Below are 20,285 nucleotides of genomic sequence, written 5' to 3'. Positions count from 1 at the left end.
GCGCGCTCCCCCTCGACAGCACGCGGCCTCAGGCCATCGCGCCGAGTTCTTCCATGAGTTCTTCCTTGCGCTGCGCCAGTTGCTCGCGCATCCCCACGAGGTCAAGGCCGCGCGCGGCACGTGCCTTCACGAAGATCTCGTTGCGCTCTTCCTTCACGTGGTGGTCGATGTACTCGCCCAGCACGATCACCTTGGCGTCGAACTTCTCGTCGATCTCGGTGGCGTCCAGGATCTGCGCGATGAGTTCCTTGGCGCTGGCGTGTTCCACCTCGGCTTCGTCGAGCAGGTCGGTCTCCTTGATGGCCGCGCGCAAGGCGGGATAAAAAATCTCTTCCTCGATCTGCGTGTGGACCTTGAGTTCCATGCAGATCTCGTGGGCCAGCTCGCGCTTCCTCTGTTCTGCAGAGACGGCGCGCGATTCAGCCAGTTCGCCGTACGCCTTGAACATCTTCTTCATGTGGCGGTGGTCGGTGTCGAGAAAGCTGCAGGCATCGGGATCATTGCGTCGGGTCGTGGGCATCGTGGGGCTCCATGGGTTGAAGGAATGATGAAAGGAACGGAGATCGCACGATGAAACGGCCGCAAGAAAAACGACGTAGGAAAGCTCCGTACCCGCATGGCGGCGCACGGCGCAGGCCGCAACAACTCGCAACAGCGGTGCCTGCCTCGTCCGCCACGTCCGCCACGTCCGACCCGTAGCCGGTGCGCGGCCTGACACCGTGGCGATGCCGGCGCGCTAGCGTTGAACCGACCCCACGGCGCCGGCGAAGAAGAAAGAAGTTCGGCGCCATCCGTTCAACGAACCCCGCGAAAGGAGCTTTTCCGATGATCCGCAAACTCGCTTCCGGGCAGTACCGCCTCTACGCCCGCAAGGTCGACCCGCAGACGGGCAAGCGCCGCAACCTCGGCACCTTCGATTCGCGCGAAGACGCCCAGCGGCACGAGCGCGAGGTGCAGTACTTCAAGCACCACCACTGAACCACGGAGCAACCGACATGAAGCGCTCGGACTGGACGCACGGCAACGCGGCGCGCCTGCTGGAAAACGGCGACGCGTTCTTTCCACGCGTCTTCGAAGCTCTGGGCCAGGCCCGCCACGTCGCCTTGCTGGAGACCTTCATCCTCGAGGAAGACAAGGTGGGCACCGCCCTGTGCGACGCGCTGTGCGCCTGCGCGGGGCGCGGCGTGCGCACCGTGCTCACCATCGACGGTTTCGGCTCGCCCGGGCTCTCGGAGCGCTTCCTCGGCCGGCTCACCGGCGCCGGCGTGCAGGTGCGCATCTTCGACCCCGGCCGCGCCCTGTTCGGCCAGCGGCTGAACCTGCTGCGGCGCATGCACCGCAAGCTCGTGGTGGTGGACGACGCCGTGGCCTTCGTGGGCGGCATCAACTTCTGCGCCGACCAGATGCTGGACTTCGGCGAGATGGCCAAGCAGGACTACGCGGTGGAACTGCACGGACCGATCGTCGCGCGCATCCACGCGTTCATGGCGCGCACGGCGGGCATCGACAGCAGCGCCGGCTCACCCCGTTCGGCCGCCGGCACCGCCGCCGTGCTGTTCGCGGCCCGCGACGACAAGGCCTCGCCCGACGGCATCGAGAAGATCTACCGGGAGGCCATTCGCACCGCACGTTCGCGTGTGTGTATCGCCAACGCCTACTTCTTTCCGGGTTACCGCCTCTTTCGCGACCTGTGCCGCGCGGCCGGGCGCGGCGTGGAGGTGAAGCTGTTCCTGCAGGGCATGCCCGACATGAAATCGGTGCGCTTTGCCGCGCGCCTGCTCTACGGCCACCTGCTGCGCGCGGGCGTCGAGGTGCACGAGTACTGCGCCCGCCCGATGCACGGCAAGATCGCGATCGTGGACGACGGCTGGGCCACCATCGGCTCGAGCAACCTCGACCCGCTGAGCCTGGCGCTCAACATGGAAGCCAACGTGGTCGTGGTCAGCCGGTCGTTCAATGCCGAAGTGGCCGCGCGGCTCGCGACACTGGAAACCCACTGCGAGCCCGTGCGCCGGGACACGCTGCCGCTGTGGAACCGATGGCCGCCGCTGGGCAGCTTCCTCGTCTTTCATGTGCTGCGCTGGGTGTCGCGCGTGGGCGCGTGGCTGCCGCGCCGGCGGCAGCGCGTGAAGGCCCTGGGCGACGGTGCCGGCCACCGCCCTCCTCACAGCCCACCGCCGCTCAGATGAAGGGCACGCCGCCCGTCACGGCCACCGTCGCGCCCGAGATGTAGCTCGCTTGGTCGGAGGCCAGCAGCACGTACACCGCCTGCAACTCGGCCGGCTGACCGGGGCGCTTCATCGGCGTCTGCAGGCCGAAGTTTTTCACGCGGTCGGGCGGCAGCGTCGAGGGAATCAGCGGCGTCCAGAACGGACCCGGCGCCACGCAGTTCACGCGGATGCCCTTTTCGGCCAGCAGCTGCGCCATGCCGCCCGACAGGTTCTGGATCGCGCCCTTGGTCGCGGCGTAGGCCACGAGCGTGGCGTTGGGCTTGTCGGCGTTGACCGAGGCGGTGCTGATGATGGCGCTGCCGGGCTTCATGTGCGCGACCGCAGCCTTGCACAGGAAGAAGTTCGCATACACGTTGGTGCGGAAGGTGCGGTCGAATTCTTCGGCTGTGATCTCGTCGAGGTTCTTGTGCGACATCTGGAACGCGGCGTTGTTCACGAGCACGTCGAGCCGACCGAAGCGCGCCATGGCGGTGTCGACCAGGCGCACGCAATGCGCCTCCTCGCAGATGTCGCCCGGCACGGCCACGCAGGTGCGTCCGGTCTCCTCGACGAGCCGCACGGTGAACTGCGCATCGTCTTCCTCCTGCGGCAGGTACGAGATGAGCACATGGGCGCCCTCGCGCGCGAACGCGAGCGCCACGGCGCGGCCGATGCCGCTGTCTCCGCCGGTGATGAGCGCGGCCTTGCCCTTGAGCTTGCCGGAGCCGACATAGGAGGTCTCGCCGAAATCGGGACGCGGGTCCATGGCCGACTCCAGGCCCGGGGGCGTCTGTTCGGGGGTGTCGAAAGGCGGCCGGGGCCCGGCCTGCATGGGGTGTGTCATCGAAGGCTCCATTCATTCAACAGGAAGAAAGTGGGTGGCAAGGCTCATGGTCGGCCCCGCCCTTTTGCGGCGGGCAGGCGGATGCGCGACCCCGGCGTGGTCGCGATGTCGAAGGCCAGCTCGCACTGCGCGAGAAAGATCGCCTGGCGGCGCGCGGTCTGCGTGCCGATGCAGTCGCGCGGCAGCAGCACCTCGAGCTGGCGCATGCGCGCGTCGGTGGCGGTGCTGAGCACGCACTGGTCGCTGGCAACGCCCGTCACGATCAACCGCCGGATGCCCAGCACTCCCAGCAGTTGCGCCAGCGGCGTGGCGACAAATGCCGACTGCTGCGGCTTGAGCACGAAGTAGTCGTCGGCCTCCGGCAGGAGCTGGGCGGTGATGCGGGCCCCACCCGCGCCGTTGCCCATCGACAGCTCGACCTGCGCGGCGAAATCGGAGCGCCACCGGCCGCGGTTGTCGTTCGCGTAGATCACCGGCACGCCCCGCGCCTTGCACCGCCGCCGCAGCGCCGCGATGCGCGGTGCGACGGCCAGCGCCGCAGGAAGCAGCTTGTCGGCGTCCGGAAAATCCCAGGCGCTGATCATGTCGACGATGAGCAGGCCCGTCGCCCCGTTGGCGGTTTCGACCGCCAGCGAAGAAGCCTTCGAGGGCTGATCGTCAGTTGCACCACCCGGTTCGCGCGCCGCAGCCATGCACGGCGACCTTACTTCGAGGGGGTGTCCGAGGTGGCCGGTGGCGCGTTTTGCGGCGCTTGCTGTTGCACCGCAGGCGGTGTGCCTTCATGCGCCGGGCCTTCGCCGCGCCGATCGATCGCATAGAAAAACAGCAGCGCGCCGATGAACACCAACAGCGCGACGCCCGCGCCGTAGACGAACAGGCTCGAATTCTCCCGGTCGTCGTTCCTGGCTTGCCGTCTTGCAGAGCTTCTGTTCATGGCGTGTTTCCTTTCTTCGGCACCTGGAAAAGTGCATGCGCTAGGTGTCGCGCCATCGGCCGGGCAGCCGCATCGGTGGCCGCAGCAACGCGGTGTAGGAAAGCTCCGTTTTCTGGTCGGTTTCTAGGCGAACGTGTTGACGACGATGCGCAGCACCTCGACCCGCTCGGGCAGTTCGATCAGAAACTCCGGGTCGCGCGGCAGGTGGTGCACGACGTTCGGGTCGCCCCCAGTGAACGCGCTCATCGCGGCCACGTCAGGCCAGTAGGAGGTGGTGACGAACTCGGTCTCTGTGGCGCGGTCTTCGCGAAACAGCTGCACCGCGAGCGCCGTCTTGAGAAGCGGTGGAATGCCTTCCACCTGCAGGTAGCGTTCGTAGGCGTCGGCGCGGTCCCGCGCGACGCGGCCACGCCAGATGCGGGCAATGGTGGCGGTGCTCATACCGGCACGCCTTCGATCATCTTGTCCGGTGCAGCCCCGGAAGTGGGCAGGTGCCGCCCCAGGAAATCGCGCAGCCGCGGCACCACCTCGGCCAGGTGCGTCTCGAGCAGCCAGTGGCCGCCATCGTCGAACGCGTGGAACTCCGCATGGGGCAGATCGCGCAGGTAGGCACGCCCGGCCTCGATCGGCATGTAGCCGTCCTGCGGGCCCCACAGGATCAGCGTCGGCGGGCGGTAGGTGCGCAGGTACTCCTGGTAGCGGGGAAACCACCGCAGGTTCTCCTTCAGCCCCCTCATGAGACCGAGCGCAACGCCGCGCCGAGCGGGCGTGTCCATCAGCTGCCAGTGGAGGCGCCAGAGATCGGGCGCGAGCCGCGGGGCCACGCGCGGCGACACCTCGCCGATGAACTCTTCACGAAAGCCTTCTTCGCTCACGGCGCCCGCCAGCACCGCGAGATGCGCCGGGCTCGGGTCGTTCCAGTACGCCTTGATGGCCGCGTACTTCGGCCCCAGCGTGTCTTCGTAGATGTCACCGTTCTGGATGATGAGCGCCGTGATCCGCCCCGACCGTCGCATCGCATGGCGCAGGCCGATCTGCGACCCGTAGTCGTGCAGGTACAGCGCGTAGCGGCGCAGCGCGAGCGCGGCGGTGAAGCGATCGAGAAAGTCCGCGTAGCCGTCGAAATCGAAGGCGAAGCCTTCATCGGGCGTGCCGCTGTAGCCGAAGCCCGGAAAATCGGGCGCCACCACGCGCCAGCGGTCGGCCAGCGCCGGCATCAGCGCGCGGAACTGGAACGAAGAACAGGGGTAGCCATGCGGCAGCAGCAGCACAGGGGCGCCCACCGGACCGGCCGCGCGGTAGAACACCTCGACGTCGTCGATCTGCACCGTGCGGTGCGTCACCGCCGTCGTGCCGGTGGTGGATGCAGCAGCAGAAGGCGCCTCCGTCGGCGCGCTCATGGCATCGAGCCGCCGCCCCGGCGGGACTGATGCTGGTTGCCGCTGCCGACCTGGCTTTCGCGGTCATGGCGGCTTTCGGGTGTGCGGCGCGGCTCGTTGCGCGGCGTGAGGGGTTGGTTGCCGGCCTTGTTGTGTTCGGTGTCGCGACCATCGTCGTCGGTCGCGTCGTTCTTTCGGGGGTTGGGATTCACCATGTCGGCTCCTTGAAATCGTGAGAAATACAAAGGGAGAGAGGCTTCTTTTTCGACCCATGCCGGAGGCGCGAATGTGGGAGGAGACCGACCCCGGATGTCGTCCTGGCCGCGCGGGCAAAGCGGCGCGGCGCCCGCTGCGGTACCGCGCTCCACATACTGCCACGTACTGCCATGTACTGCGTTTCCTACGCCGCAGGTCGTCCATCCCTGACAACACGTCACCCTGACCTGCCTAGTCTGCGAAAGGTCAGCCATGAGACTTGCAATCCGGCGCTCGGCAGCTGGCATCTTTCTTTGGAGACCCACCATGACCCTCTCACGTCTTTCCACGCTCCTGGCTTCCGGCACCCTCGTCCTGGCAGGCGTGGCCTTCGCCCAAGGCAATCCGCCCACCACCGCCCCCGCCAATCCCGCGACAGGGGCCGGGCAGCAAAGCCCCACCGGCGGCCCGATGGGCACCACCGGCACGACGCCGCAGAACACGCAAAGCGGCAGCACCATGTCGCCGGCGCCAAGCACCGGCAGCACGGGTTCGAGCACGATGAACACGCCGCCGCCGAGCACCGATTCGTCGACCATGGCCGCCAACGATCCGCGGCCCGCACGTGCCGACCGCAACTGAGCCCGGCGGACGGCCTCCCACATCGGCCCCTGTGCAGCGCGCGACCCGGTTCACGGTCGCGTCGTTCGCAGGGGTGATGCTGGTTGCGGCACTGGCGGGCCTGCCACCCCAACCCGCCAGCGCCGCCAGCGCCGGGCCGCTCCCTGCGGCTGAACAGTTCGCCCAGGCGGCCGTCGCCGCCGGGGACAACGCGTCGCAGCCGTTCGCCGTCCTCGACAAGACGGCCGCACGCCTGTACCTGTTCGATCGCAACGGCCGCATGACCGCGTCATCCCCCGTGCTGCTCGGCCTGGCCCGGGGCGACGACTCGGTCCCCGGCATCGGCACCCGGCCCATGGCCGAGATCCGCACCGAAGAGCGCACGACACCGGCGGGGCGCTTCAACGCCGAACCGGGCACCAACACCTCGGGCGAAGACATCACCTGGATCGACTACGACGCCGCGATCTCGATGCACCGCGTGCGGGCCACCAACCCCAGCGAGCAGCGGCTGCAGCGACTCGCCTCCGCCACCGCGAGCGACAACCGCATCTCGTACGGATGCATCAACGTGCCGGCGGCCTTCTACGACCGGCACGTGAAGCCGATGTTCGCGAGCCGGGGACGCGCGGTGTATGTGCTGCCCGAAGTGGCCTCGCTCGACGCACGTTTTCCGTTCTTGCGGGCGACCGGGAACTGAGCGCGCTCGGCCTGCTAGGGCGTTGACGGCGCCTTGGCGTCGGCCGGCTCGCGCGGCAACTCGTAGAGAAAGAACGGTGCCACGTCGGGCCGGCTGCGCTGCAGCAGCGGCTTGGCCACGTTGTAGACCGGCACGCCGCTGATCGTGCGCGCCCGCAGCGTGCCCCGGTGCGCGTGGCCGTGGAACACCGCATCGATGGGGTAGCGCACCAGCGGGTCTTCCAGCCGGCTGCTGCCCAGGAACGGGAAGATTTCGACCGGCTCGCCCTCGACCGTGCCGACCACGGGCGCGTAATGCAGCAGCGCAATGCGCCGCCGCGTGCGCAGCTTGGCCAGCGCCGATTCGAGCTTCATCGCCTCGTTCAGCGCCTCCTGCACGAACAGTTTGATTGCTGGCTCACCCCACGCGCCCAGCGCACCACGTCCGAACCCGCCGCCGAAGCCCTTCACGCCCGCGATGCCCACGCCTTCGATCTCACACACCGAGCCGTCGAGCACGCGCACGCCGGCGTGCGCGAGCGTGCCGCTCACCACCTCGGGCGTGCCCGATTCGTAGTCATGGTTGCCCAGCACGGCGACGATGGGAATGTGCACCGCGCCCAGTTCCTCGGCGAGCACGCGGGCTTCCTCTTCGGTGCCGTAGTCGGTCAGGTCGCCGCACAGCAGCAATGCGTCGGCTTCTTCGTTCGCCTGCGCGAACAGGCTGCGCAAGGTGCCGCCGGCGTCCTTCTGGACATGGATGTCGCCGACGGCGGCGAAGCGGATGTGGGATGAGGATTTAGGCGTAGACATGGGTGATCCGGTCGGTGGCGCTTCAAACGTGGGAACCAGCCTGTACCCCGCCGCGCGGGGCCGTCATCGGCCTCTTCCCGCAGCGGCTGTAGGCGCCTGCCGACGCGCGATGGGGCCGTTGGCTTTGCCCTGCCGCCCCTTGACAGCGCGACCTTTCACACATGCCATCGACCACCACGCTCGCCCCCTCGCTCGAGGAAGAAGTCCCGCCCCGCGTGGCCGACTTCTACCGCCAGAGCCTGCGTGCCCTGCGCGATGCGGGCATTCCGTTCCTGGTGGGCGGCGCCTTTTCGCTGGCCTGCTACACCGGCATCCGCCGCGCGACGAAAGACCTGGACCTGTTCATCCTGCGCGAAGACTTCGAGCGCATCGCGCCGCTCATGCAGCGGCACGGCTGGCGCACCGATCTCACCTATCCGCACTGGCTGGCGAAGGTGTACGACGGCGACGCGTTCATCGACCTGATCTTCAACTCCGGCAACGGCGTGACGCCGGTCGACGCGCGCTGGTTCCACGGCAACTGCCGCGCCGACGTTCTGGGCGTGCCGGTGCTCGTGGCCAACGTCGAGGACTGCCTGCTGTCCAAGGCCTTCATCATGGAGCGCGAGCGCTACGACGGCGGCGACATCGCCCACCTGCTGCTGGCCCGCGCCGAGCGGCTCGATTGGGCCAGCCTGCTGGCGCGCTTCGGTCCGCACTGGCGGGTGCTGCTGACGCACCTCACGCTGTTCGGCTACATCTACCCCGGCGAGCGCCACCGCATTCCCGACTGGGTGATGGCCCGCCTGGTCGAGCGCCTCACCGATGAAATGCATGGCCCGCCCGCGCCCTCGGAGCGCCATGTGTGCGCAGGCACGCTGCTGTCGCGCGAGCAGTACCTGCACGATGTCGAACAGGCCGGCTACGTGGACGGGCGCCTCACGCCGGCCAGCGGCATGACGGAACGCGACGTGGCGGTGTGGACGCGGGACATCGCGCCCGCTCATGCACCACCACGCGATGCCAGTGACGAGAGGGAGCAACCCCCTGCAGGAGGTTCCCATGGACGATGACAACCTGTGGCGCATCGAAGAACAGTTCTGGTCTGCCGGCGCCGACTTCTACGAACAGCACCTGTCCGAACACGCGCTGATGGTGTTCCCCGCCCCCGCGGGCGTGCTGGACCGCGCGGCGACGCTGGACTCGATCCAGTCCGGCAGCCGCTGGGTTCACGCCAACTTTGAAAAGCGACAACTGCTCCGGCCCACCGACCACGTGGCCATGCTGGTCTATTCGGTGGCGGCGTCACGGCATGAAGGCGTGGCCTATCGCGCGCTGTGCAGTTCGACGTACGTGAAAGAGGGCGATGCGTGGCTGCTGGCCTTGCACCATCAAACGCCGCAATGAGGAGCGCGCGCAAGGCGGCGTCCACGCGTTCTTCCTTTGCACCACCGGCTTTTCGGTGGTTGTCCTACACCTCAGGCCGCACAGAAGACTAGACCTGTACCTGCGCCGGTTCGCAGCCGTGCGCACCCGATTTCCTGCCGCGGACCGCGGCAGCCCCACCTACTTTTCTTCAAAGGATTCCAGATGCGAAAAGTCAACGCTGTGATGACCCGCGATGTCGAGGTCATCAGTCCCGACGCCACCATCGCGGAGGCCGCCAAGCGCATGCGCGACGGCGACTTCGGGATGATGCCGGTGGGCGAGAACGACCGCATGATCGGCGCAATCTCGGACCGGGACATTGCCATTCGCGGCATCGCCGAGGGACACGACGGCAACGCCAAGGTGCGCGACGTCATGTCGGACGGCATTCGCTGGGCCTACGAGGACGATGCCGTCGATCATGCGGCGCAGCTCATGGCCGAGCACCAGGTCCGGCGCCTGCCCATCGTCGACCGCGACAAGCGGTTGGTGGGCATCCTGGCGCTGGCCGATGTCGCGGTGAAGGAGCCCAAGGCCAAACCGGCCACGGAAGCGCTGTGCGGCATCTCGCAACCCGTCGAGGCCTGACCCGACGAAGCGCTGCCGATCGATTCATCACCCCCTTGTTGGAGGACTCGCCATGTACGTCGCACCTTCCCGCCTGCTTGCAGTCGCCGCCATCGCGGCGAGCCTCGCCGTGACCGGCTGCACGGTCACCCGCCCCACCGGAGCGGCGAGCGACGTCCCGGCTTCGTCGGCATCGGCCATCGACGCCCAGGTCGACGCGTCGTTGTCCCGGCTCTACGACACCGTCACCGGCTCGCGCGCACTCGTTGCGGGCGCGCAGGGCGTGCTGGTCTTCCCTTCCGTGGTCGGCGGCAGCCTGGGCGTAGGCGCTGAATATGGTCGCGGTGCCCTGCGCACCGCAGGCCGCACGCAGGCCTACTACAGCACGACCGCCGGCTCCATCGGCTTCCAGGCCGGTGCCCAGTCGAAGGCCGTCTTCTATGTGTTCACCTCCAAGGAGGCGCTGGACAAGTTCCGCCAGAGCCGCGGCTGGACCGTGGGCGCCGACGCGACGGTCGCGCTGGCACGCTACGGTGCCAACGGCGTGATCGACTCGAGCACCTTCCGGCAACCCGTGGTCGCCTTCGTGATGACCAATGTGGGCCTGGAGGCGGGTGCGTCGGTGCAGGGTGCGAAGGTCACCGAAATTCGACCTTGACGCTGGATCACCGGCGATGAAGCCGAGCTGCTGCGGCAGCCCGGCATCGGTTGAGAGGCCGCCGGGCACCGGCGCGGTTCAGGGTCAGCGTCAGGACGATGTGCGGGCGTGGAACGCCCCCCACGGCATGCACCGCAGCGCGTCGGCCAGGTCGATGCGCCCTTCTCCGGCCGTCAACGACTCACCGGTCAGCAGGTTCTCGAACGCCATCTCCCTCACGCCTTCGGGCAGGCGCACCGTCGTGCCTTTCCAGACCTGCGCATCGGGCAGCGCCGGTGCCACATCGTCGCCCGTACTGCGGCGCGACAACGCGGCGAACAGGCGCCCCGTCACGACCACGAGCATCTGCCCCTCGTGCCGGCGCGCGAAGGCCACGACATGCCGTGCCAACGGCCCTTCGACCTGCAGTGGCTCGTAGCTGCCCTCGCGGAACAGCAGCGCTTGGTCCCGCCGCAATGACAGCAGCCGCCAGATGAACCACAGCTTGGCGCGGCCGTCGTGCGGCGACGCCACCATCGCGCGCACCTGCGCCGCCAGGTCGCCCTGCCCCGCCATCGCCTGCAGCGCGGCCAGCCGCTCTTGCCGCAGCGCGTAGTTCACCGGCCGCCGGTTGTCCGGGTCGACCAGGCTCAGTTCGATGAGTTCGCTGCCCTGGTAAAGATCGGGCACGCCGGGCGAGCCGTATTTCAGCAAGGTGAGCGTGAGGCCGTTCCAGGCACCGAACCACGCCATCGTGTCGGCCAGCCGCTGAATGTCCGCGAGGCAATCGTTCGTGGCCGGATCGGCCAGCAGCGCGCGCACGAAATGCTCGAGCCCGGCCTCGTAGTCCGCATCGGGTTGCGACCAGCGCGTGCGCAGTTTGGCTTCGCGCGCGGCCTTCTGCATGTACTGCCAGATGCGATCGCTGAAGCCCGGCGCGGCGTCCGCAGTGAGCCCGCCCACGGGCAAGGTGCCCAGCAGCGTCTGGTACAGCAGGTACTCGTCTGCGCGCGACGGCACCTCCCCGCTGGCCAGCTTGCTTCGCGCGCCACGGCACAGCCCGTGCCAGCGCGCCAGCGCCTGCATCCACTCCTCGGGCATTTCGGACAGCACGTCGATCCGGTGGCGCACGTCTTCCGAGCGCTTGTTGTCGTGCGTCGAGGTCGCGAGCATCGTGTGCGGCCAGCGCTGCGCGCGGTCGGCGCTCGCCGCATGGAAGTCCTCGACCTCGATGCCGAAGCGGTCGGGCTCGCCGCCCACCTCGTTGAGCGCACTGAGCGGAAAGTAGCGGTAGAACGCCGTGTCCTCCACGCCCTTGGCCGCCACCGGCGCGCTGAACTGCTGGAAGCGCACGGCGAAGCGCCGCACCTGTTCGTCGAGCGCGGCCGGTGCCGAGGCGACGGCCTCGCCGCGCAGCGCGCTGCGCACGAAGTCGAAGACCGAGCGGTCGGCATCGCCGCTCTGCCGCACCGCCTCGTCCACGGCCTCGTCGATGAAGCGCGCGTCCTGCGCCGAGGGCCCGTCGACGATGTACGTCCGGTAAACGGGCATGCACGCGCCGACCTCGGCCAGCGCGCGGCGCAGTGCATTGAGCGTGTAGTCGCGCGTGCGGCGGTCGGCCCGCGCGATGCGCAGCAGCTCGGTGGAGAGCACGTTCAGCTCCGACGACAACGCATTGCGCATCACCTCGCGCCGTCCCGCGCGGCAGACCGTGGCGAAGTCGTCGGTCTCACCGGTGAAGCGCTGCCAGGCATGCACCACGGCGGCCTCGGCCGTGGTGTCGACGAGCACGCCGTTGGCCACGTTGGCGAAGCGGTAGCCGGTGGTGCCGTGCACGTGCCAGCGGTCGGGCACCTCTTCGTGGGCGCCGGCGATCTTCTCGGCCACCACGTACAGCGGACGCGCGGGTCGGCCGTCGACATCGTGGGTGGGCAGCACGAGCCCGGCGCGGCGCGCATAGCCTTCCTGCAGCTTGCGGAAGTAGTCCGCCGGGTCGTACAGGCCGTCGGGGTGGTCGATGCGCAGGCCGTCCACCACGCCCGCCACCGCGAGGTCGAGCGCGAACGACTGCGTGGCCTCGAACACCTCGTCGCGCTCCATGCGCACGGCGGCGAGGTCGTTGATGTCGAAGAAGCGGCGATAGTTGATTTCGTCCGCCGCCACGCGCCAGTGCGCGAGCCGGAACGCCTGCGCCTCGATGAGCCGGTGCAGCGCATCGCGCGCGTCGGGCTGGGCCAGGTTCAGCTCGGCCACCGATGCCGCGAGCGCCTGCGCGACCGCCGGATGGCGCAGCGCCAGCCGCGCGAGCCGGGCTTTGAGCAACTCCTTGTCGCGCACGCGTTCGGCCTGCGCCTGCGGAGAAGTCGTGTCCCGCCGCGGCAGGTGGCCGAACGCGGTCGACAGGCTCGCGAGCCGGTCGCACGCCGCCGCATCGCCCAGCCGCGCGAGCGCGCGTTCGAGCACGAAGGGATAACTCTCGGGCGCGAGCGGAAAGCGGTGCTCGTAGTAGCCGACGGCCAGGCTGCCCGTGTCGGCCTCGAAGCGCAGCACCAGCTCGCCGTTCTCCAGCGCTTCGCCGTAGTGCACGCCCAGCACGGGCAGCAGCACCTTGCCGGTCAGCTCGACGTTGAGCGGGTGCCAGTCGATGTCGAAGGACGGCGCGAACGGCGAGGCGGGGCCGTTCTCCAGCACGTCCATCCACCACGCGTTGTCGGCGCCGAACACGCCCATGTGGTTGGGCACCATGTCCAGCAGCTGGCCGAGGCCGTGGGCCTTCAGCGCGTCGATGAAACGCGCAAATCCCTCTTCGCCGCCGAGCTCGGGGTTGACCTGTGCGTGCGCCACCACGTCGTAGCCGTGCATGCTGCCCGCGCGGGCCCGTTGGATCGGCGAGCAGTACACGTGGCTCACGCCGAGCTGCGCAAGGTACGGCAGCACGCGGATCGCATCGTCGAAGCCGAAGCCCTTGTGGAACTGCAGCCGGTAGGTGGCGCGGGGCACGCGGGTCTGCAGGCCGGGTGATTCGATGTGGGTCTCGACCTTTCGAGGTCGCGCCGCGCGCAAGGCCTCGCCCAGCGCGCGCATGCGTTCGCCGCCCACCAGCGCCGCCACCGGCTCGGGCAGCTTGCGCCGCCAGTTCGGGTGCGTGTCGACCGTGCCGGGCAGGTTGGCCTGCGCGACCACGCCGGCCACGTCTTCGAGCTGCACCATCATCAGCGCCGAAGGTGTCGCGGCAAGGAAGGCGTGCGCCGCTTCGACGAGGCGCGCGGACGGCAGCGCGCGCCCCGCGGCCTGCGCCACCTCCTCGCGCGACAGCAAGCCCGCCTGCTGCAGCGCCTGCATCAGCGCGATGCGCTCCTGCGCGCGGTCCATGAGCTGCTGGTCGAACACCGCGGGGTCGGGGAACAGGTCGAGCGCGAGGCGTTCGCGCAGGTCGGCGGCGGTCCACCAGCCGGCGAAGGTCGCGAGATCATGCGTGCCGATCGCGACCAGCGCGGCAGCCGGGTAGGCCTCGGGCGGCTTGAAGCGGCCGGTGTCGTGCTGCTTCTCGAAATACAGCAGGCGGTACGAGAGCACGTCGGCCTGCGCGAGCGCTTCGCGCACCGCGTCCTCGACCGTGCCGAGGTCCTCGCCCACGACCATGCAGCGGTTGCGATGGCTTTCGATCGCCACGATGGCGAGCATCTCGTCGAGCGGGTAGGACACATAGGCGCCCTCGCGCGCACTCGCGCCACGCGGAATCCAGAACAGCCGCATCAGCCCCATCACGTGGTCGATGCGCAGCGCGCCCGCGCCACGCATGGCGGCGCGCAGCGTCTCGATGAAGAAGCGATGGCCCTCGGCGCGCAGGCGATCAGGGCGCAGCGGCGGCAGGCCCCAGCCCTGGCCGGCGGGGTTGAACTCGTCGGGCGGCGCGCCCACGCTGGCGCCGGGTGCGAACACGGGCTGCGCGCCCCAGGCGTCGGAGCCGGCGCGGTCCACCGACACCGCGAGGTCCATGTACAGGCCGATGCCCATGCCGAGCGCATCGCAGCGCGCCGCCACGCGCGCGAGCTGCCGCGACGCCACCCACTGCAGGTACTGGTGGAACTGCACGCGCGATGCGTGCGCCACGGCGAATGCGGTCACCTTGGCCGAATCGGGGTCGCGGTAGGCGGCGGGCCAGTCGTGCCAGTCCCACGCGCCGCCTTCGCTCGCGAGGAAATGGGCCTGCAGCGTTTCGAACAGCGCGTGCTGGCGCAGCGCCTCGCCGCGCTCCGCGACGAAGGCCAGGAACGCACGGCCCGTCTCGCTGGGCGCGCTGTCCACCGGCAGGTGCCGTGCGCAGAAATGCGTGAAGAGCAGCGCGAGCACCTCGAACTTCGCTGCGGCCACGCCGGTGTGGTCGACCAGTGGGCTCGCGCGCAACGCGGCGAGCCGCGCCTGGAAGTCGGGCGACTGCACGCGTGCGCGGGCTGCATCGCAGGCCTCGAAACCGTCGACCGCCTCCACGTCGATGCACAGCACGTTGAGCTGCTGGCGCGACGACGGGCTGTACGGGCTCGTGTGCAGCGGCGTGCTCTCGAACAGCGCATGCAGCGGGTTGAGGCCGATGACGTCGGCGCCCTGCGCCGCCATGCGAACGGCCAGGTCTTCGAGATCGCCGAAGTCGCCGATGCCCCAGTTGCGCGGCGAGCGCAGGCTGTACAGCTGCACGGCCGGGCCCCAGACGCGCCCGCCGTCGCGCACCGCAGGCGGCCGGTAGCAGCGGCCCGGCGAAGCCAGCACGCAGGTCTCGCCTCGCAGGCCGTCGATGTGCAGCCGGTGGTAGCCGGCTTCGAGCGCCAGCGGTATCTGCAATGTGCGCTGGCACCAGGCGACGCCGTCGATGTCGGTGCGGTCCGTCTCGGCAAAGGCGTGGGCATCGGCCTCGCCTTCCACTTCGCGCCCGTGCTCGTCCGCGAGCTGCCAGCGCAGCCGGCTAATCGACGCCGGCATCCGCAGCGGCACCGACCATGCCGCGCTGCCGGCCTGCACGACCTGCACCGGCGGCAGCGCCTGCGCCCAGCACGCGCGACGGGCAGTTGCCAATGCGGGGCCCGCGTCGGCGGTGCTGTCGAGCCGCACGCCGAACTCGGCCAGCAGCGCGATCAGGCTGTCAGTGGAGGCTTCGCGCCGGACGCCGAAGGCATCGACGTAGCCGGTCGCGATGCCGAAGTGCGCGCACAGCTGGCGGAAGGCGTCATCCACCATGCAGTGCTTCCAGCGTCACGTGGACCGCGCCGCGCCCCAGGCGCAGGGTGCCGTCGCCCCGTGTCACGCCGTCGCTGTGGACCACCTCGCCCGGCGGGTCGGCGAGCAGGTCCACCGGCTGCGTTCCGAAGTGCGCCAGCAGGTACAGCCGCGCCGCCCCCAGGTCCCATTGCACCTGGAGCGTGCCGTTCTCGCACCGCCAGCTGCCCGCGCCTGTCATGCCGCTGAGCCGGGGCACGAGGAGCCGATGGCGCAGCGCCAGCAGCTGCTGCACCTCGCACAGCCGCGCAAAGTGTGCGCGCGTGCCGCGTTCGCGCCAGCGCAGCTTCGACGCGAGGAAGGTCGCCTCGGCATTCGGATCGGGAATGCGGGCGCGAGCGACTTCGTCCGCGAACGCGGCGAACCCGCCGAACTCCGCGCGCCGGCCCTCGGACACCGCGCTGGCCAGGTCCGGCCCGAAATCGCAGAAGAACTGAAACGACGTGGAGGCCGCGAACTCGTCGCCCATGAACAGCATCGGCACGTGCGGCGACAACAGCAGGCAGGCCATGGCCGCGCGCACCAGCACCGGATCGCCCAGCGCGTGGATGCGCTCGCCGAAGGCGCGGTTGCCGACCTGGTCGTGGGTCTGCAGGAACGACACGAAGGCCGCCGATGGCAGCCGCGTGCTCGGCTCGCCGCGCGCCTCGCCATGGCGGAAGGCGGACGGCTGTCCCTGGTAGATGAAGCCCTCGGCCAGCGCCTGCGCCAGCCGGCGCACCGGGTCGTCGGCATAGTCGGCGTAGTAGCCGTCGCCCTCGCCGGTGACCAGCACGTGCACCGCGTGGTGCAGGTCGTCGTTCCACTGCGCGGTGCCGGCCACGGGCCGGCCGCGGCTGTCGCGCAGCAGCATCGAGGCCTGGTTGGCATCGTTCTCCAGCACCAGGTGCACATGGCGCTCGCGGGCCGGTCCGTTGTTCAGGGCCTCGCGGATCTCATGCACGATGTGCGGCCGCGTCTCGTCGTGGATGGCGTGCACCGCGTCCATGCGCAGGCCATCGAAGCGGAACTCTTCCACCCAGTAGAGCGCGTTGTGAATGAAGAAATCGCGCACCGTGCGCGAGCGCGGCCCGTCGAAGTTGATGGCCGCGCCCCACGGCGTCTGCTTGCCGGCGTTGAAGAACTCGGGGCAATAGGCATGCAGGTAGTTGCCCTCGGGTCCGAAGTGGTTGTAGACCACGTCGAGCAGCACCATGAGGCCGAGCGCATGCGCGGCATCGACCAGCGCCTTCAGGTCGTCGGGCGTGCCGTACGAGGCGTCGGGCGCGAACGGCAGCACGCCGTCGTAGCCCCAGTTGCGGCGCCCCGGAAAGTCGGCGAGCGGCATCAGCTCGACCGCGGTGATGCCCAGTTCGGCCAGCTCGCCGAGCCGCGCCGTCGCAGCGCGCAGCGTGCCTTCGTCGGTGAAGGTGCCGACGTGCAGTTCGTAGACCACGGCCTCCTCCCACGGCCGTCCGCGCCAGGCGTCGTCGGTCCAGGCGAAGCGGCGCGGGTCGATCACCGCGCTCGGCCCGTGCACGTCGTCGGGGTTGAAGCGCGAGGCCGGGTCGGGCACGCGCGTGCCGTCGGGCAGGCGGAAGCTGTAGCGGTCGCCGTGCGCCGCATCGAGCACCGTGAGGCGGTGCCAGCCCTTGGCGTCGCGCGTCATCGGCTGCGAGGCCAGGGGATGCTCGAGCACGATCGCTTCGGCCGAGGGCGCCCAGAGTGCGAACTCGACGCCCTTCTCCTGCACCGTGGCGCCGAAGGGCATGGCGTGGGAGTGGCTGCTCATGGCCGCACGTCCGGTCGGCTCAGCACCACGAGCGAGCGGCATTGCAGCGGATAGGCGGGCTCGCTCCACGCGGGTGCAAGTGCGGCGGCGTCTTCGCCGGGCAGCGGCGGCGCCGTGCCGGCCGTGTCGACCAGCAGACGCCACGCGCCATGCGGCGCGGCCGGCAGCGTGAACGCGATCTCGTCGTGGTGCGCGTTCATCAGCACCAGAAAGTCGTCGTCGTGCTGCGCCTCGCCGCGCGGCCCGCGGTCGGCGATGCCGCCGCCGGGGATGTACATGGCGATGCAGCGCGCGTTGGCGTCGTTCCAGTCTTCGGGGCGCATCTCGGCGCCGTCGGGCTTGAGCCAGTGCACGTCGGTGAGCGTCTCGCCTTCGGCGGGCTTGCCGGCAAAGAAGTGGCGGCGCCGGAACGACGGGTGGGCGCGGCGCAGCGCCACCATGCGCTCGACGAAGGTCGTGAGCGCCAGCCGTTCGGGCGTGGGCGCCCAGTCGATCCAGCCGAGTTCGTTGTCCTGGCAGTAGACGTTGTTGTTGCCCTGCTGCGTGTGGCCGCGCTCGTCGCCGGCCAGCAGCATCGGCACGCCCTGCGACAGCAAGAGCGTGGCCAACAGGTTGCGCTTCTGGCGCTCGCGCAGGGCCTGCACCTCGGGGTCGTCGGTGGGGCCCTCGACACCGCAGTTCCACGACACGTTGTGGCTGTTGCCGTCGCGGTTGTCTTCGCCGTTGGCTTCGTTGTGCTTGTCGTTGTACGACACCAGGTCGTGCAGCGTGAAGCCGTCGTGGGCGGTGATGAAGTTGATGCTCGCGGTGGGCCGCTTGCCCGACCAGCCATACAGGTCTTCCGAGCCGGTGACGCGCTTGGCCACCTCGCCGATGAGCCCGCCGTCGCCCTTCCAGAAGCCGCGCAGGCCGTCGCGGTACTGGTCGTTCCACTCGGCCCAGCCGAGCGGGAAGTTGCCGACCTGGTAGCCGCCATGGCCCAGGTCCCACGGTTCGGCGATGAGCTTCACGCGGTTGAGCGTCGGGTCTTGCCGGATCGCATCGAAGAAGCCGCCGAGGTTCTCGACCTTGCCCGACTCGCGCGCCAGCGCCGAGGCCAGGTCGAAGCGGAAGCCGTCGACGTGCATCTCCTCGGCCCAGTAGCGCAGCGAGTCCATCACCAGTTGCAGCGCGTGCGGCTGCTCGAGGTTGACGGTGTTTCCGCAGCCGGTGAAGTCGTCGTAGTAGCGGCGGTTCTCGGCGTTGGCGATGTAGTAGCTGGCGTTGTCCACGCCGCGCATCGAGAGCGTGGGACCGAGCTGGTTGCCTTCGCAGGTGTGGTTGTAGACCACGTCGAGGATCACCTCGATGCCCGCGGAGTGCAGCGACTTGACCATGGTCTTGAACTCCTTCACCTTGCCCGACGCGCTGTAGCGCATCTCGGGGGCGAAGAAGGCCAGCGTGTTGTAGCCCCAGTAGTTCTGCAGGCCCTTCTCGGCCAGGTGCCGGTCGTTGAGGAAGCTGTGCACGGGCAGCAGCTCGACGGTGGTCACGCCCAGGCGCTTGAGGTAGTCGACCACCGGCGCGCAGCCGAGCGCGGCGTAGGTGCCGCGCAGTTCGGGCGGCACGTCGGGGTGCGTCATGGTGAAGCCGCGCACGTGCATCTCGCAGATCACCATGTCCTGCCACGGCACCGAGGGGCGGCGGTCGTCGCCCCAGGTGAAGGCGGTTTCGAGCACGCGACCCTTGGGCATGAGCGGCGCGCTGTCGCGGCGATCAAACGACAGGTCTTCGCGCTTGCTGCCGACCGTGTAGCCGTAGAGCGCATCGCCCCAGCGCAGCTCGCCCACGAGGTCTTTCGCATACGGATCGACCAGCAGCTTGTGCGGGTTGAAGCGGTGCCCCTCTTCGGGCTTGTAGGGCCCGTGCACGCGGTAGCCGTAGGCCTGGCCGGGGCGCGCCTCGGGCAGGTAGCAGTGCCACACGCCGTCGGTGCGCTCGCGCAGGGGAATGCGCTGCCGCTCGTGGCGGCCCCGTTCGTCGAAGAGGCAGAGTTCGACCTTGTCGGAGTGCTGCGAAAAGAGCGCGAAGTTGACGCCCTCCCCGTCCCAGGTGGCGCCGCGCGGGTAGGGTCGGCCGGGCCAGACGGCCGTGATCGTCGGATGGGTCTTGGATGTCATTCAGGGGCCGATGGGCGTGGAGAGAAAAATCAGCGGGGTGGACGGTCGGAACTGTCGAAGCGTGGCGGCGTGCCCACGGGCGTCACGGCGGGCGGGGCCGTCTTGCTGCCGCTGACCTGCTTGGGCCACCAGCGCTCGATCTGCGCCTTCGCCCAGTCCTTGCCCGCCAGGCCGAAGGCCAGCGCCAATGCAAAGACCACGCCGGCCAGAATCACTAGGAAGCTCTCGCGCACGATGTCGCCGCCCACCTTCACCTGGTCCAGCGCAATGAGGATCACGAAGGCCATCACCGCGTACTGCGCCACCTTGCCGAAGAGCACGGCGTCCTGCATCTTCACGCTGCGGAAATAGCTGCCCACGGCCTCGCCCACGAAGCGCGCAAAGTAGGAGCCGAAGGCCAGCACCAGCAGCGCCACGAACACGTTGGGTACGAACCAGACGATGCGCCCCAGCAGGTCGGCGATGTAGCTCAGCCCCATGCCGTTGAAGGCGATGAGCAGCGAGGCCAGGATCACCAGCCAGTACATCAGCACGCCGAACAGGCTGCTGGTGTCGCCCTGGAACCCGCCCTGGCGCAGGAAGTTGTCCAGCCCCGCGCGCTCGGTGAGCACGTTGAAGTTGACCGCGCGCAGCGCCTTGGTCACGGCGAAGCGGGCCGCCTTGGCGACCAGCCAGCCGACGAGCACCACCACCAGCCCGATCAGCAGGCGCGGAATGAAGGCGCCGACCTGGTAGAGGATGGCGCGCAGCGGCTCCAGGTGAATGCCGAAGTTTTCCATGGTGTGTCTTCCGGTGAGGT

At 69.2% G+C, this 20,285-nt stretch carries 20 protein-coding genes; 8 read left to right on the top strand and 12 right to left on the bottom strand.

The window, feature by feature from the left end; genetic code table 11:
* Positions 1-28 precede the first annotated feature (28 nt).
* Positions 29-520, bottom strand: a complete 492-nt coding sequence (locus IG196_RS12245) for a hemerythrin domain-containing protein (protein ID WP_192196372.1) — start codon at positions 518-520, stop codon at positions 29-31.
* A 305-nt stretch (positions 521-825) separates the two neighbouring features.
* On the opposite strand from IG196_RS12245, the gene IG196_RS12240 reads away from it, so the two are divergent.
* Both IG196_RS12240 and clsB read left to right on the top strand, forming a co-directional pair.
* Positions 826-978, top strand: coding sequence for a hypothetical protein (locus IG196_RS12240; protein ID WP_101493912.1), 153 nt, complete (start codon positions 826-828; stop codon positions 976-978).
* A 17-nt stretch (positions 979-995) separates the two neighbouring features.
* Positions 996-2,189 carry a cardiolipin synthase ClsB gene (clsB, locus tag IG196_RS12235; protein ID WP_192196371.1) on the top strand — a complete coding sequence of 398 codons (1,194 nt, stop codon included), beginning with the start codon at positions 996-998 and terminating at the stop codon, positions 2,187-2,189.
* On the opposite strand, the gene IG196_RS12230 is transcribed toward clsB, so the two are convergent.
* The 6 genes from IG196_RS12230 to IG196_RS12205 all read right to left on the bottom strand — a co-directional run bounded on the left by IG196_RS12230 (position 2,182) and on the right by IG196_RS12205 (position 5,582).
* Positions 2,182-3,054: an SDR family oxidoreductase gene (locus IG196_RS12230; protein WP_192196370.1), complete on the bottom strand. Its 873-nt coding sequence runs from the start codon at positions 3,052-3,054 to the stop codon at positions 2,182-2,184. The two genes, clsB and IG196_RS12230, sit on opposite strands and share 8 nt — an antisense overlap.
* A 44-nt stretch (positions 3,055-3,098) precedes the next feature.
* Positions 3,099-3,746 (bottom strand): cysteine hydrolase family protein, encoded by a 648-nt coding sequence (locus IG196_RS12225; RefSeq protein WP_192196369.1) that lies wholly within the window; start codon positions 3,744-3,746, stop codon positions 3,099-3,101.
* An 11-nt stretch (positions 3,747-3,757) separates the two neighbouring features.
* Positions 3,758-3,988, bottom strand: coding sequence for a hypothetical protein (locus tag IG196_RS12220; protein ID WP_192196368.1), 231 nt, complete (start codon positions 3,986-3,988; stop codon positions 3,758-3,760).
* Positions 3,989-4,111: 123 nt separating this feature from the next.
* A complete protein-coding gene (locus IG196_RS12215; RefSeq protein WP_101493917.1) occupies positions 4,112-4,429 on the bottom strand; it encodes a hypothetical protein in 318 nt (105 codons plus the stop codon).
* Positions 4,426-5,388, bottom strand: a complete 963-nt coding sequence (locus IG196_RS12210; RefSeq protein WP_192196367.1) for an alpha/beta fold hydrolase — start codon at positions 5,386-5,388, stop codon at positions 4,426-4,428. Before IG196_RS12210 ends, IG196_RS12215 begins: the two co-directional genes overlap by 4 nt.
* The gene (locus IG196_RS12205) at positions 5,385-5,582 is read right to left on the bottom strand and encodes a hypothetical protein (RefSeq protein ID WP_101493919.1); all 198 of its coding nucleotides are present in this window, start codon (positions 5,580-5,582) and stop codon (positions 5,385-5,387) included. The genes IG196_RS12210 and IG196_RS12205 overlap by 4 nt, the downstream gene beginning before the upstream one ends.
* 307 nt (positions 5,583-5,889) lie before the next feature.
* Here IG196_RS12205 and IG196_RS12200 point away from each other — a divergent pair, with 307 nt between their 5' ends.
* Both IG196_RS12200 and IG196_RS12195 read left to right on the top strand, forming a co-directional pair.
* Positions 5,890-6,204 carry a proteophosphoglycan ppg4 gene (locus tag IG196_RS12200; protein ID WP_192196366.1) on the top strand — a complete coding sequence of 105 codons (315 nt, stop codon included), beginning with the start codon at positions 5,890-5,892 and terminating at the stop codon, positions 6,202-6,204.
* The gene (locus tag IG196_RS12195; RefSeq protein WP_225617014.1) at positions 6,188-6,883 is read left to right on the top strand and encodes a L,D-transpeptidase; all 696 of its coding nucleotides are present in this window, start codon (positions 6,188-6,190) and stop codon (positions 6,881-6,883) included. Before IG196_RS12200 ends, IG196_RS12195 begins: the two co-directional genes overlap by 17 nt.
* Positions 6,884-6,897: 14 nt before the next feature.
* On the opposite strand, the gene IG196_RS12190 is transcribed toward IG196_RS12195, so the two are convergent.
* Complete coding sequence (locus IG196_RS12190; protein WP_192196365.1) at positions 6,898-7,674, bottom strand: metallophosphoesterase family protein; 777 nt, start codon at positions 7,672-7,674, stop codon at positions 6,898-6,900.
* Between the two features lie 161 nt (positions 7,675-7,835).
* Between IG196_RS12190 and IG196_RS12185 the strand changes: the two genes are divergently transcribed.
* The 4 genes from IG196_RS12185 (at position 7,836) to IG196_RS12170 (ending at position 10,306) form a co-directional block, all read left to right on the top strand.
* Entirely contained in the window at positions 7,836-8,726 is an 891-nt protein-coding gene (locus IG196_RS12185; protein ID WP_192196364.1) for a nucleotidyltransferase, read from the top strand.
* On the top strand, positions 8,716-9,060 hold the full coding sequence (locus tag IG196_RS12180) for a nuclear transport factor 2 family protein (protein WP_192196363.1): 345 nt from the start codon (positions 8,716-8,718) through the stop codon (positions 9,058-9,060). Before IG196_RS12185 ends, IG196_RS12180 begins: the two co-directional genes overlap by 11 nt.
* Before the next feature lie 183 nt (positions 9,061-9,243).
* Positions 9,244-9,669, top strand: a complete 426-nt coding sequence (locus IG196_RS12175) for a CBS domain-containing protein (RefSeq protein WP_101493923.1) — start codon at positions 9,244-9,246, stop codon at positions 9,667-9,669.
* A gap of 52 nt (positions 9,670-9,721) precedes the next feature.
* A complete protein-coding gene (locus IG196_RS12170) occupies positions 9,722-10,306 on the top strand; it encodes a YSC84-related protein (protein WP_192196362.1) in 585 nt (194 codons plus the stop codon).
* Between the two features lie 90 nt (positions 10,307-10,396).
* Here the strand turns inward: IG196_RS12170 and IG196_RS12165 are convergent, their stop codons facing one another.
* The 4 genes from IG196_RS12165 to IG196_RS12150 are packed head-to-tail and all read right to left on the bottom strand — an operon-like array spanning position 10,397 to position 20,265.
* Complete coding sequence (locus IG196_RS12165; RefSeq protein WP_192196361.1) at positions 10,397-15,517, bottom strand: malto-oligosyltrehalose synthase; 5,121 nt, start codon at positions 15,515-15,517, stop codon at positions 10,397-10,399.
* Positions 15,507-17,327 (bottom strand): malto-oligosyltrehalose trehalohydrolase, encoded by a 1,821-nt coding sequence (treZ, locus tag IG196_RS12160; RefSeq protein WP_192196360.1) that lies wholly within the window; start codon positions 17,325-17,327, stop codon positions 15,507-15,509. Before treZ ends, IG196_RS12165 begins: the two co-directional genes overlap by 11 nt.
* The gene (gene glgX / locus IG196_RS12155; RefSeq protein WP_192196359.1) at positions 17,324-19,486 is read right to left on the bottom strand and encodes a glycogen debranching protein GlgX; all 2,163 of its coding nucleotides are present in this window, start codon (positions 19,484-19,486) and stop codon (positions 17,324-17,326) included. Before glgX ends, treZ begins: the two co-directional genes overlap by 4 nt.
* A gap of 29 nt (positions 19,487-19,515) precedes the next feature.
* On the bottom strand, positions 19,516-20,265 hold the full coding sequence (locus IG196_RS12150) for a mechanosensitive ion channel family protein (RefSeq protein ID WP_101493928.1): 750 nt from the start codon (positions 20,263-20,265) through the stop codon (positions 19,516-19,518).
* Between the last annotated feature and the right edge of the window lie 20 nt (positions 20,266-20,285).

Origin of the sequence: Variovorax sp. 38R, assembly GCF_014843395.1 — a bacterium.
GTDB lineage: Bacteria > Pseudomonadota > Gammaproteobacteria > Burkholderiales > Burkholderiaceae_C > Variovorax > Variovorax paradoxus_H.
Note: the sequence above shows the minus strand (reverse complement) of the source record. Positions and strands in the feature narration are given on the sequence as shown.